The 12,620-nt window shown below is 69.8% G+C and carries 10 protein-coding genes; 8 read left to right on the top strand and 2 right to left on the bottom strand.

All coding sequences use genetic code 11. From position 1 onward, the window contains the following. Positions 1–18: 18 nt before the first annotated feature. The 6 genes from ACI2L1_RS18635 (at position 19) to ACI2L1_RS18610 (ending at position 6,356) form a co-directional block, all read left to right on the top strand. Positions 19–903, top strand: coding sequence for a carbohydrate ABC transporter permease (locus ACI2L1_RS18635; RefSeq protein WP_404740407.1), 885 nt, complete (start codon positions 19–21; stop codon positions 901–903). After that, the gene (locus ACI2L1_RS18630; protein ID WP_404740406.1) at positions 903–1,811 is read left to right on the top strand and encodes a carbohydrate ABC transporter permease; all 909 of its coding nucleotides are present in this window, start codon (positions 903–905) and stop codon (positions 1,809–1,811) included. The genes ACI2L1_RS18635 and ACI2L1_RS18630 overlap by 1 nt, the downstream gene beginning before the upstream one ends. Continuing rightward, entirely contained in the window at positions 1,808–3,622 is a 1,815-nt protein-coding gene (locus ACI2L1_RS18625) for a family 43 glycosylhydrolase (RefSeq protein ID WP_404740405.1), read from the top strand. The genes ACI2L1_RS18630 and ACI2L1_RS18625 overlap by 4 nt, the downstream gene beginning before the upstream one ends. Before the next feature lie 178 nt (positions 3,623–3,800). Further along, positions 3,801–4,844, top strand: a complete 1,044-nt coding sequence (locus ACI2L1_RS18620; protein WP_404740404.1) for a LacI family DNA-binding transcriptional regulator — start codon at positions 3,801–3,803, stop codon at positions 4,842–4,844. A gap of 425 nt (positions 4,845–5,269) precedes the next feature. Further along, positions 5,270–5,902: a VOC family protein gene (locus ACI2L1_RS18615; protein ID WP_404740403.1), complete on the top strand. Its 633-nt coding sequence runs from the start codon at positions 5,270–5,272 to the stop codon at positions 5,900–5,902. Positions 5,903–5,954: 52 nt separating this feature from the next. Continuing rightward, positions 5,955–6,356, top strand: a complete 402-nt coding sequence (locus tag ACI2L1_RS18610; RefSeq protein ID WP_404740402.1) for a VOC family protein — start codon at positions 5,955–5,957, stop codon at positions 6,354–6,356. Here the strand turns inward: ACI2L1_RS18610 and ACI2L1_RS18605 are convergent. Together ACI2L1_RS18605 and ACI2L1_RS18600 are read right to left on the bottom strand one after the other, a co-directional pair. Continuing rightward, positions 6,339–7,004 (bottom strand): helix-turn-helix domain-containing protein, encoded by a 666-nt coding sequence (locus ACI2L1_RS18605; protein ID WP_404740401.1) that lies wholly within the window; start codon positions 7,002–7,004, stop codon positions 6,339–6,341. The two genes, ACI2L1_RS18610 and ACI2L1_RS18605, sit on opposite strands and share 18 nt — an antisense overlap. A gap of 111 nt (positions 7,005–7,115) precedes the next feature. Continuing rightward, on the bottom strand, positions 7,116–8,258 hold the full coding sequence (locus ACI2L1_RS18600) for a YihY/virulence factor BrkB family protein (RefSeq protein WP_404740400.1): 1,143 nt from the start codon (positions 8,256–8,258) through the stop codon (positions 7,116–7,118). A gap of 615 nt (positions 8,259–8,873) precedes the next feature. On the opposite strand from ACI2L1_RS18600, the gene ACI2L1_RS18595 reads away from it, so the two are divergent. Further along, on the top strand, positions 8,874–10,052 hold the full coding sequence (locus ACI2L1_RS18595; RefSeq protein WP_404740399.1) for a heparan-alpha-glucosaminide N-acetyltransferase domain-containing protein: 1,179 nt from the start codon (positions 8,874–8,876) through the stop codon (positions 10,050–10,052). 35 nt (positions 10,053–10,087) lie between these two features. Next, positions 10,088–12,565 (top strand): Pls/PosA family non-ribosomal peptide synthetase, encoded by a 2,478-nt coding sequence (locus ACI2L1_RS18590; RefSeq protein WP_404740398.1) that lies wholly within the window; start codon positions 10,088–10,090, stop codon positions 12,563–12,565. Positions 12,566–12,620: the final 55 nt, after the last annotated feature.

Below are 12,620 nucleotides of genomic sequence, written 5' to 3'. Positions count from 1 at the left end.
GGCTGAGGGCTGCTTCTGATGATTCGCTCTCTGCGCTGGAAGGGTGCCGCCTTCACGGTGCCCTTCCAGCTCGGCTTCGTCTTCCTGTACCTGCTGCCGATCGGGTACGCCGTCTACCAGTCGCTGTACCGGTCGCAGTCCTCCGGGCTGGGGCTCGGCGGCGCGACCGATGAGTTCTCCGGGCTCGACAACTACCAACAGGGGCTGACCGACTCGGCGTTCATGGGCTCCGTGCTGCGGGTCGTGCTGTTCGCCTGTGTGCAGATCCCCGTCATGCTGCTCGTCAGTCTGGTGCTCGCGCTGCTCCTGGACGCGCTGTCCTCGAAGGCGGCCGGGCGGTTCCGGATCCTGCTGCTGGTGCCGTACATGATTCCGGGCGTGGTCGCCGCGATCGTGTGGCTCAACCTGTACAGCCCGGATGTCGGTCCGCTCACCCCGCTCGGCGAGGTCTTCGGGTTCTCCTGGAACTTCTTCGCGCCCTCGATGGTGTGGCCGTCCATCGGCAACCTGCTGACCTGGCACGGCATCGGCTACAACATGGTCATCATCTACTCGGCGCTCCAGGGCGTACCCCGTGAGCTGTTCGAGGCCGCGCGCCTGGACGGGGCCACGGAGTGGCGGATCGCGCTGAGCATCAAGATCCCGTTCGTGCGGGGCGCGTTGGTGCTCACCGGCATGCTGTCGATCATCCAGATGCTGCAGATCTTCAACGAGCCCGCGCTGTTCCGCAACGTCACCCCGCAGACGGTCAGTGACTCCTTCACCCCGATCATGATCATCTACAACCAGGCGTTCAACGCGGGCAACTACCACTACGCGGCGGCGCTTTCGGTACTGCTCGCCCTGATCCTCGGTGTCGCCTCCTTCCTGTTCTACCGGTTCACCTCGAAGGAGGCCGACTGATGACGCTCACCGAGGAACGCCCTCGCAGGACGCAGCACGTCCGCCGTCTCAACACACCCGACTCCGCTGCCCGTTCACGGGGCGGGCAGCGGTTCCTCCTGGTGGGCCTCTCCCTGGCGAGCGTCTACAGCCTGTTTCCGGTGTGGTGGCTGATCGTCGCCTCCACCAAGGACCGCACCGGGCTCTACCAGTCCAACGGCCTGTGGTTCTCCGGCTGGCATCTGTGGGACAACCTGCATCAGCTGTTCACCTATGAGGACGGCATCTTCCTGCGCTGGACCGCCAACTCGTTCCTGTACGCCGGTGTCGGCTCGCTGGGTGGCACGCTGCTGGCGCTCGCGACCGGCTACGGTCTCGCGCGCTTCGACTTCCCGGGCCGCAACCTGGTGTTCGCGTGTGTCGTCGGTTCCTTCCTGATCCCGATCGCGCTGCTCACGCTGCCGCTGTATCTGCTGTTCTCGGAGATCGGCCTGGTCGACACGCCCTGGGCGATGCTGGTCCCCTGTCTGATCAACCCGTTCAGCGTGTACCTCGCCAAGGTGTACACCGAGGCCACGATCCCCTTCGAACTCCTCGAAGCGGCCCGTATCGACGGCGCCGGCGAGCTGCGGATCTTCTTCAGCATCGTGCTGCGGATGATGACGACGGGCGGCGCGACGGTCTTCCTGCTGGCCTTCGTGAACACCTGGAACGCCTTCTTCCTGCCGCTGACCGTGCTGCGCGGCGAGAACAACTGGACGCTCAACATCGGCCTCTACAACTGGTCCGGCAAGCGCCTGGAGTCGGGCGTCGACCTCACCAGCCTGGTCCTCACCGGTGCCCTGCTGTCCATCGTCCCGATGGCGATCATGATGGTCGCGATGCGCCGCTACTGGCGTTCCGGAGTCACCCTCGGGGCCCTCAAGTGACCCTGCTGCACAACCCGGTGATCCGCGGCTTCGCCCCCGACCCGTCGATGGTCCGCGTCGGTGACCGGTACTACGTGGCGACCAGCTCCTTCGAGTGGTTCCCGACGATCCCGCTGCACCGCTCACGCGACCTCGCGCACTGGGAGTACGCGGGGCATGTCGAGGGCGCGGTCCCGGGCGACTCCCTTGCGGGCGTCCCCGATTCGGGCGGCATCTGGGCGCCCTCCCTGAGCTGGGACGGCGAGCGCTTCTGGGTGGTCTACTCGATCGTCCGCTCGGTGGGAACGCCGTACTTCGACACGGACACCTATGTCTCCACGGCCACGGAGACGGCCGGCAAGTGGACGGCACCGCGCAGGATCGCGAGCCACGGCTTCGACCCCGCGCTCTTCCACGACGAGGGCCGACTGTGGCTGCTCAACCTCCAGAACGACCATCGTCCCGGCGGTCGGCGCTTCGCCGGGATCGTGCTGACCGAGCTTGACCGGGAGACGCTGGCGCCCGTCGGTGACGCACACCTGCTGCTTCAGCACGAACGGCTCGTCGAGGGGCCGAAGTTGATCCGGCGGGACGGCTGGTACTACCTGGTCCTCGCCGAGGGCGGCACCGGTTTCGAGCACGGTGTGCTGGTGGCCCGCAGCCGGGAGATCACCGGGCCGTACGAACTGGACGACCGTCCGTTGCTGACGTCCCGGGACGATCCCTCGCTGCCGCTGCAGAAGGCAGGACACGGTGAGCTGGTCCAACTGCCCGACGACAGCTGGGTGTTGAGCCACCTCGCGGCCCGCCCACTGCACACACCGGACGGGCCGCGCTGCCCGCTCGGCCGGGAGACGGCGATCCAGGCGGTGACGTGGAACGCGGAGGGCTGGCCGAGGATGCGACACGGGGGTGCGCATCCGGCGGTCGAGGTCGACGTACCGACACAGCCACGGTCGGTGGGCGAGGTCGACGTACCGACGCAGCCACGGTCGGTGGGCGAGGGCACCGTACCCACACACCCGCACCCGGAGGACGAGGGCACCGTACCCACGCACCCACGGACCGAGACCGCCGTACCCACACGTCCGGGGGGCGACGTGCCCGCGCCTCCGCGCCCCGCGGCCGAGGTCGACGTACCCACGGATCCGTACCCGTCGGAGCAACTCGCGACCCCAGAAGACCCAGAAGACCCGTTGGGCTGGCCCTGGAGTTCCCTGCGGGCCGCTCCCGACCCGTCCTGGGCGGACACCGCCGTACGTCCCGGCTGGATCCGGCTGCGCGGGCGGCACGGACCGGAATCGCGGTGGGCGCACAGTCTGCTCGCTCAGCGGATCACCGAGCACCGGGCGGAGGCGCAGGTCGTCGTGGAGGCGCGGCCGCGCACCTTCACGCACGCCGCCGGGCTGGCGCTCTGGTACAACACCGAGTCGTATCTGGCCCTCGACCTGACCTGGGCGGAGCCCGAGGGCGAGGAGCAGCGCGGGCAGCAGTGGCGGGGCGGCGGGCGGACCGTGCTCAGCCTGGTCGAGCGGGACGAAGGGAACACCCGGCAGGTGGCCGTGCTGGACGCCGACGCGGAAAGCGCGTTCACGCTCGGTGTGACCGTGGAGGAGGGGGTGGCCCGTTTCTGGTACGCGCGCGGCACGGACGACACCGACGACGACCGCGTCCGCACTCCCGTCGGTCCGGGGCTGGACTTCAGCCGGCTCTCCGACGATCACGGATCCAAGCTGCGGTTCACGGGTGCGATGGCCGGAATCCACGCGGTGGACCTGGTCGACGCGGCCTTCACGGCTGACTTCCGCGGGTTCCGGCTCAGCTGTGGATAGCTCGCCGGCGCGTTCGAAGTTTCGAAAGTGACGGAAACACCAAGACCTGCGAAGCCCGACCTCTTCCCCACTTCACTGGGCGAACCTAGGGTAGGAAGCGCTTACTGTTTCGCGCTGACAGTTTCCGCGCTGGTCGAAACTTTCATGGCCCTCGGGCGGGCCGGAGAGGTGGTTCCCGATGGTCCGCACGGGAAGTGCGAGCGTGGCTGCCGGTCCGACGCTGGCGGTCGTGGCCCGGGAGGCGGGCGTGTCGGTGCCGACCGCGTCCAAGGTGGTCAACGGCCGGGAGGACGTGGCCCCGGAGACCCGTCGCCGGGTCACCGAGGCACTGGACAGACTCGGCTACGTCCGCAGACCGAGGTTCGACGCGGCGAAGGCATCGGGGATGGTCGACCTGGTCGTGCACTCGCTGGAGACCTCCTGGTCGGGGGCGGTGCTGCACGGAGTGGAGGCGGCGGCCCACGACGCGGGCCTTGAGGTGGTGGTCTCGGCCGGGCTGACCCGGACCCGGGCGGGGCGCGCGGACCGCGGCTGGATGGACAAGCTCACCGCGCGCGGCTCCTCCGGAGTGCTGTTCAACCTGGCCGAGCTGACCCCTTCGCAGTACGGCTGGCTGGACCAGCACCGCATCCCCTACATCCTGATCGACCCGGTCGTGGAGCCACCGGTGGGCGCGGTCTCCGTGGGCGCGGCGAACTGGCAGGGCGGAGTGACGGCCACCGAGCACCTGCTCGCGCTGGGCCATGAGCGCATCGCGGTCGTCGCCGGGCACCACCGCAAGATGTGCAGCGGGGCGCGGGTGGCGGGCTACCGCTCCGCGCTGGCGGCGGCGGGCATACGGCAGCGTCCCGAGTACGTCCGTCACGCCGCCTTCGACGAGAGCATCGCCCACCGCCGCATGCTCGAACTCCTCGACCTGCCCGAACCCCCCACCGCGGTCTTCGTCTGCTCCGACCACATGGCCCTCGGCGTGTACGAGGCCCTGGCCGAGCGGGGCCTGCGCGTCCCGGACGACATGAGCGTCATCGGCTTCGACGACCTCCCCGAGGCCCGCTGGACCAGCCCACCCCTCACCACCGTCCGCCAGCCCCTGTCGGAGATGGCGGCCACGGCGCTGCGCCTCCTGGTCCGCATGATGGAGGGCGACCGCCCGGAGAGCACCCGCACGGAGCTGTCGACACGCCTCGTGGAACGGGCGAGCACGGCGCCGCCGCGCGGCTGAATCAGGGTCTGCGCCCGGTGCCCCGGCGTGCGCCTCCACGCCGGCCCGTCTCGGGAACTGGCCGGGGCGGACGGGCGTCGAACGTTGCGGCACGGAAGGGGGGCCGCTGTCCCGGTCAGGGCGGCGGCGAGCACTTTGCGGACGACCATGACGCGCCGGCGGCCACTGCCCTATTGGCTTCCGAGGAGGTCTCCCTTTCCGAACCGCCGTGGTTCCCCCCGTGGTTCCCCCTGGGGCGGCTCGCTTCGCTTGGCACGGCGCAGCGCCACAGTCCCGAGGTGCGCACGGCGAGACCTCCCCGCGTCCCGGGACCGGCCGGGGACGGTCCGTCCCGCTACGGCGGAGTGGTCCGTACCCGGTGGATGACCGGTGTGTCGCCGTACAGGTGTTCCATCGTGCGGTCGGCGGTGCGTAGCCTCGGCGCGGTGAACGCGATTCCCGCACACCTCGACCATCTCGTCCTCGCGACCCCCGACCTGGCGGCGACGGTCGCCGATTTCACCCGGCGCACCGGGGTGACGCCCGCCCCGGGCGGTGTGCACGTCGGTCTCGGCACCCGCAACCACCTGGTGTCCCTCGGCGGCACCGCCTACCTGGAGATCATCGGCCCGGATCCGGACCAGCCGGAGCCGATGGGCCCGCGCCCGTTCGACGTCGGCACCCTCACCACCGCCCGCACGGTGACCTGGGCGATCAGCCCGCCCGACCTGGACACGGCGGTGGCGACCGCCCGGGCCCGTGGCTACGACCCCGGAGACATCCGCCCGATGAGCCGTCGCAGACCCGACGGCACTCTCCTGCGGTGGCGCCTGACGGACGGCGACACCCAGCACCCCTCCGGTCTGGTCCCCTTCCTCATCGACTGGGGTACATCCGCCCATCCCACGACCTCGAACCTCCCCACCACGCCCCTCCTCTCCCTCACCGCGACCGCTCCGACGCCGGCCGAGATCCTCCCCCTGCTGGCCGCACTGGACACCGAACTCACCCTCACCGAGGGCCCGTTGGGCCTCTCCTTCACGGTGGACACCCCCCAAGGGCCGGTGACCTTCGACTGACGTGTCCGATTCCTTCAAGACCCGGGGCCCGGTCCCTGCCTACGGTGGCCCCATGACTCCACGATTCGACGCCATCGGTCTGGTGGCCTCCGACATGGCCGCCTCGGTCGCCTTCTACCGGCGGCTCGGGTTCCCGTTCCCCGAAGGGGCCGAGTCACAGCCGCACGCGGAGGCCGAACTCCCGGGAGGTGTGCGGCTGATGCTCGACACCGAGGACACGGTCCGCTCCTTCCACCCCGCCTGGCAGCCACCGACCGGTGGCAGCCGCACCGGCCTCGCACTGCGCTGCGCCGACCCCACCGAGGTCGACTCCGTCTACGAGGAGCTGGTGGCAGAGGGCTTCCACGGCGAACTCAAGCCCTGGAACGCCGACTGGGGCCAGCGCTACGCCTGTCTGCACGACCCCGACGGCAACGGCGTCGACCTGTACGCCCCGCTAGCCGACGGCGAGTAGCCGCCCGAGCGGCAGCCCCGTCAACTCCCGTACATCCCGGGCGAGATGGGCCTGGTCCGCGAACCCGCTCCGCACCGCCGTCTCCGCGAACGGCACCCCGGCCCCAGCCAGCACGAGCGCCCGCCGCAACCGCAGGATGCGGGCGAGGGTCTTCGGCCCGTACCCGAAGGCGGCGAGCGAGCGGCGGTGCAACTGCCGTGCGCCGAGGCCGAGTTCATCGGCGATCACGGCGACGGGACGACCGGCGTCGAGGGATGCGACGAGGGCACGGAGAACGGGGTGGGGTGGATCGGCTCGCTCCAGGGCGATCCCTTCGAGGGCCGTGGCGGGGTCCTGCGCCTTTGCGATACGGCCACGCAGCCGCCGTACCTCGGAAGCCGGCCAGAGATCGGCCAACTCGACACGGAGGTCCCGCAGTTCGTGTGCGGGCACGCCCAGGAACGCGGGCGCGGAACCGGGCGCGAAGCGCAGCCCGACCCAGCTGCTCGGGGCACCCCCGGTGACGTAGGCACGAGTGTCGGGCCCGGCGACGAGCAGTCGCCCCTGGTTCCAGAGCAGATCCATGCACCCGTCGGGCAGGACGCGTCCGGCACCGTCCCCGGCCCAGATGACAGCGCCCTCAAGCCTGGACGCACGTTCCACGTACACAAACCCAGGTTACGACGCACCCTTCAGGGGCGCGGGGCTGTATCTACATGCGGCTCAGCCGCGTGTGCGCGACCAGCCCCCACCGGCCCGCGGCCGAGGACGTACCCCCCGTCAGGAACCCTCCGGCTTGTGCGGGGGATGCGTCGTTTTCGCATGGGTCCGCAGACGGGACGACACATCCTCCGGCGGCAGGAAGCGCGACCACCTCTCCGGGAACTCAGAGGGCATGTCGGGATCCTCCGGGTCCGGGTCGGAGTCACGGATCGCCGCCGCCCGGGCGACATACTCCGCGACCTGCGCCTCCCGCATCCGTTCGTTCGCCGCGCGCGCCGCCGCCGTGGCCGCCGCCGGCCACACGCGGTCGATCGCGGCGTTCACCGCGGCGCCGACCAGGACCGCGAAGGCCGAGACCCCGATCCACAGCAGCACCGCCACCGCCGCGGCCAGTGAGCCGTAGATCGTCGCGCCCTCGATGGTGTTCTGGAGGTAGATGCGGAGCAAAAAGCTTCCCAGCACCCACATCGCCAGGGCCACCAGCGCGCCGGGGACGTCCTCGATCCACGGTGAGCGCACCGGTACCGAGACGTGGAACAGCGTCGTCAGGAAGGCGATGGACAGCACGATCACCACGGGCCAGTACAGGACCTGCACCAGGGTCTCCGACCACGGCACGATCCGTACGACCGCGTCCGGCCCCGCCACCACCAGCGGCAGCGCCACCGACCCGAGCAGCAGCCCCGCGATGAACAGCGCGAACGCCACGAGCCGTGTCTTGACGATGCCCCGGACCCCGTCGAGGCCGTACATGACGGTGATGGTGTCGATGAAGACGTTCACCGCGCGCGATCCGGACCACAGGGCGAACAGGAAGCCGACGGAGATGACGTCGGGACGGCCGCCCTTCATCACGTCGTCGAGGATCGGCTGCGCGATCTGCCGTACTCCCTTGTCCGACAGCACCGTGCGCGCGGCGTGCAGGAGGTTGGCCTCCAGGCTGGTGATGGTGTCGGTGCCGGTCCAGTCGTCGACGTAGCCGAGCAGGCCGATGAGGCTGAGCAGCAGCGGCGGCACCGACAGCAGTGAGAAGAACGCGGCCTCGGCGGCGAGCCCCAGGATGCGGTACTCGATGCACGAGTTGACCGTGTCCTTGAGCAGCAGCCAGGCGGTCCTGCGCTTCGACACGTTCCGGTAGAGGGCACGCGCCCGGTGGAGACGGCCGGAGGGCCGCTGAGGGGATTCGCTTGCTGGCTGCACGACCTAAAGGTATCCGCCGTGGGAGCGTGCACTCATCCCCCGGTCCCGGTCCGGGGCACATCCGTGCGGGGAACGCCCGCTCGCGTTCGGTTCCGTCATGCGGCAGAAAACGTCGGGCAACTCCGCGGAAATCGTCAAGGAAATCGAACCCCTTTTCTGTCATGAACCCGGTGGCTGAATTTATGGCCCCCGGAAACCGGAATGCCGGATGACATATGCGCCATCCGTGAGGCGAGTTCCCCGGTGACGCCATCGAACGGCACGAACGGGTCATACCGCCAGCGAACGGTCGACCAGCAAGAAACCGCCATTGACTGAAACGTGCTTGACCCGTTCATGAGCACCTCGAAAGAATTCGGATTGCATTCTCAGGGCCCTGACCAAGGCTCGAACCGACCGCCCCGCAACCGCCGCGTGGTCACTCCAGGCGCATACCGAACCGCTCCTCCTCCTCTCTCATTCAGTGTCTCACGGCACTTCTTTTTCTTCCGGCACACCGGAACCACGGGGGTTCTTCATCATGGTTTTCCGCTGCGTGCTGAACAGCGGGCACTATTCCGTCGTATTCCTCTCTGGAGAATTCTCATGCCTGCTCCGTACGTACCGAAACATGCCGTGCCGCGAATCGTGGGGGTCGATGTGGCACGGGGTCTCGCGCTGCTCGGAATGTTCTCCGTTCACGTGTTCGGCGCGTTCGACGCGGCCGGGTCACCCACGCCCGCCTGGATGTTCGCGGGCGGCCGTTCCTCGGCGACGTTCGCCGTGACGGCCGGGATCGGACTGGCGTTCACGACCGGCGGACGCCGGCCGGTCACCGGTCGGCCCGCGGCCGCCGCGGTGGCGGCACGGGCCGGTGTCATCGCGCTGATCGGGCTGCTGCTCGGTTACGCCTCACGCGCCGCGGACCTGGACGTCGACGTCATCCTGGCGTTCTACGCCCTGTTGTTCCTGATCGCGATCCCGCTGCTGGGCCTCGGCCCACGGGCCCTGGCGGGTCTTTCCCTGACCCTGGCCGCGGGGGCACCGTTCGCCGTCCACGCGCTGCGGGGCGTACTGCCCGAGCCCGTCTTCGACGGCGACCCGACCCTCCAGGACGTGGTCACCGACCCGCTCGGCCTGGTGTCGGACCTGCTCGTGCACGGCGGCTACCCGGTGCTGGCCTGGACCGCCTATCTGTGTGCCGGACTCGCCATCGGGCGGCTTGACCTGACATCACGAAAGGTCGCGTCCCGGCTCCTCGGAGGCGGCCTCGCCCTGGTGGCGGGTGTCTGGCTGGTGTCGTCGCTGGTCCTGTTCCGGTTCGATGGGCTACGGCACCTGTGGCGCGCGGAGTTCCCGGGCGCCTCCCGCGCCGAGGCGCTGTGGGACAGCCCGGACGGCGCGACCTGGTGGGCGCTGCTCTCCCGCGCGCCGCACGCGACCACGCCGTTCGACATGTTCCTCACCCTGGGATCGGCGGCGGCGATCCTCGGCGGCGCCCTGCTGCTGACCAGGAGCGCCCTTCTCACGCGGGCGCTCACGCCGCTCGCTGCGGCGGGCAGCATGCCGCTCACCCTCTACGCCGCCCATGTGCTCCTGCTCGCCACCGGCGCGCTCTCCGGCTCCCCCGAGCTCCTCTACGCCGTGATGACCACCGGAGCGCTCCTGTTCGCCCTCTCCTGGCGGCACGTCGGGCGTGGCCCGCTGGAAACGGTCGTCGCAGGCGCGGCCCGGCGGTGTCGCGAGGCCGTAACACCGCCGCCGACCCCGGAACCGGTGGACAGCCCGGCCCGACTTAGCAGGCACACCGAATAGTCCATAAGGCCAAAAGTAATGATCTAGGAGCTCAAGTGGTGGTAAATCCCGGCGAGATCACGACAGTCGCCCCGGTGGACGGCACCGCGCAGGTCTTCGCCGAGGTGCTGGCCGGTGTCGTGAAAACGGATCAAGTGCCCCTCGACAGCCACTTCTTCGACGACCTCGGCGCCAACTCGCTGGTCATGGCGCAGTTCTGCGCCCGGGTCAGGAAGCGGGACGACCTTCCGCCCGTGTCGATGAGGGACGTCTACGGCCATCCGACGATCCGCAGTCTGGCGGCGGCGCTCGCCGAGGCCCCGGCCGCCGAACCGGCGCCCGCACGGCCGGCCGAGCCGCCCCCGCCGCCGGGCAGCACCGCCCGCTATGTCCTGTGCGGGGCCCTGCAGTTCCTCGCGTTCGCCGTGTACTGCTTCGTCGCCGGTACCGCCCTGGCCGGGGGGTACTCCTGGATATCCGGCGGTGACGGGGTGCTCTCCGTCTATCTGCGCTCGCTGGTCTTCGGCGGCGCCCTGTTCCTCGCCGTGTGCACCCTGCCGGTGGTGGCGAAGTGGCTGCTGGTGGGCCGGTGGAAGGAGACGGAGTTCCCGGTGTGGGGCCTCGCCTACGTCCGCTTCTGGCTCGTCAAGGCGCTGCTGCACGCCAACCCGATGGTCCTGTTCACGGGCAACCCGCTGTACGTCCTCTACCTGCGGGCCCTCGGCGCCCGCATCGGGCCCGGTGTGACGATCCTGTCCCACTCGGTGCCCGTCTGCACCGACCTGCTCACCGTCGGCGCCGGCACGGTGATCCGCAAGGACGCCCTGTTCCTCGGCTACCGGGCACACGCGGGCCGTATCCGCACCGGCCCCGTCACCCTCGGCCGGGACGTCTTCGTGGGCGAGAAGACCGTCCTCGACATCGGCACGTCGATCGGCGACGGCGGCCAGCTGGGCCACTCCTCCGCGCTGTACGACGGCGCCGCGATCCCCGCCGGCGAGCGCTGGCACGGCTCACCGGCCCGCCGTACCGACGTCGACCACGTCCGCGTGCCCGCCGCCCGCTGCACCACCCCGCGCCGGGCCGGCTACGCCCTGGTGGCGCTGCTCCAGACGCTGCTGGTGTACGTCCCGCTCGGCCTCGGCGGCGGCTTCCTGCTGATGGACCTGATACCGGCGCTCGACCCGCTGCTCGAACCGAACGCGAAGGAACTGACCTCAACGGCCTTCTACGCCCAGGCGCTGCCCCTGTCCGTCGCCCTCTTCATCGGTTCCGTGGCCCTGGGCCTCGTCACCGTCACCGTGCTGCCCCGGCTGCTGAACCTGACGCTCAAGGCGGACCGGGTCTATCCGCTGTACGGCTTCCACTACTCGGTACAGCGCGCGATCGCCCGCATGACCAACATCAGGTTCTTCAAGTGGCTGTGCGGCGACAGCTCGTACATCGTCCACTACCTGCGGTCCATCGGCTACGACCTCTCACACGTCGAGCAGACCGGCTCGAACTTCGGCACCGAGGTCTCGCACGAGACGCCGTACCTGGCCACCGTGGGCAGCGGCACGATGGTCGCCGACGGTCTTTCGATCCTCAACGCCGAGTACTCCAGTACATCGTTCCGGGTCTCCCGGGTGGCGATCGGGGGGCACAACTTCCTCGGCAACCACATCGCCTACCCGGCCGGCGGCCGTACCGGCGAGAACTGCCTGCTGGCGACGAAGGTGATGGTCCCGCTCGACGGCGAACTCCGCGAGGGCGTGGGCCTGCTGGGCTCGCCTCCCTTCGAGATCCCGCGCACGGTGGAGCGCGACACCCGCTTCGACCACCTGCGGGAGGGCGACGAACTGCGCCGCCGTCTGTCGGCCAAGAACCGCTCCAACGCCCGCACGATGGCCCTGTTCCTGTTCCTGCGCTGGCTGCACTGGTTCCTGCTGACCCTGCTCGGCTTCGCGACCGTCGATCTCTACGGCGGCCAGGGCGTTGTCGGCGGCCTGCTCATCGGCGGCTATCTGATGGCCGGCCTGCTGCTGGCCACCGGCTACTGGGTGCTGGTGGAGCGCGTGATCACCCGGTTCCGGCCGCTCCAGCCGCGGCTGTGCTCCATCTACGACCCGTACTTCTGGTGGCACGAGCGGCTGTGGAAGGTGCCCGACCACCATCTGGCAGTGTTCAACGGCACCCCGTTCAAGAGCCTGGTCTGGCGGGCGCTCGGTATGCGCCTGGGCCGCCGGGTCTTCGACGACGGCTGCTATGTCACCGAGCGGACCCTGGTCGCGATCGGCAGCGACACCACGCTGGGCCATCACTCCAAGGTGCAGGCCCACTCCCAGGAGGACGGCACCTTCAAGTCCGACCACATCGTCATCGGCGACGGCTGCACCCTCGGGGCGGGCGCGCTGGTCCACTACGGCGTCCAGATGGGAGACGGCGCCGTGCTCGGTGCCGACGCCTTCCTGATGAAGGGCGAGGAGATGCCGCCGGGGGCGCACTGGGGCGGGAATCCGGCGGTGGCGCTGCGACGCGTCCCAAGCGCCTGAGCTGCCTGCACTGCCTGCACTGCCTGCGCTGCCTGCACTGCCTGCACTGCCTGCA

Source organism: Streptomyces sp. NPDC019531, from assembly GCF_044903305.1.
In the GTDB taxonomy this organism is placed as follows: Bacteria; Actinomycetota; Actinomycetes; order Streptomycetales; family Streptomycetaceae; genus Streptomyces.
Note: the sequence above shows the minus strand (reverse complement) of the source record. Positions and strands in the feature narration are given on the sequence as shown.

Excerpts from the sequence above, each read along its gene's own strand:
- ACI2L1_RS18635 (WP_404740407.1), top strand. The coding sequence starts at position 19 with ATGATTCGCTCTCTGCGCTGGAAGGGTGCCGCCTTCACGGTGCCCTTC.
- ACI2L1_RS18630 (WP_404740406.1), top strand. The coding sequence starts at position 903 with ATGACGCTCACCGAGGAACGCCCTCGCAGGACGCAGCACGTCCGCCGT.
- ACI2L1_RS18620 (WP_404740404.1), top strand. The coding sequence starts at position 3,801 with ATGGTCCGCACGGGAAGTGCGAGCGTGGCTGCCGGTCCGACGCTGGCG.
- ACI2L1_RS18610 (WP_404740402.1), top strand. The coding sequence starts at position 5,955 with ATGACTCCACGATTCGACGCCATCGGTCTGGTGGCCTCCGACATGGCC.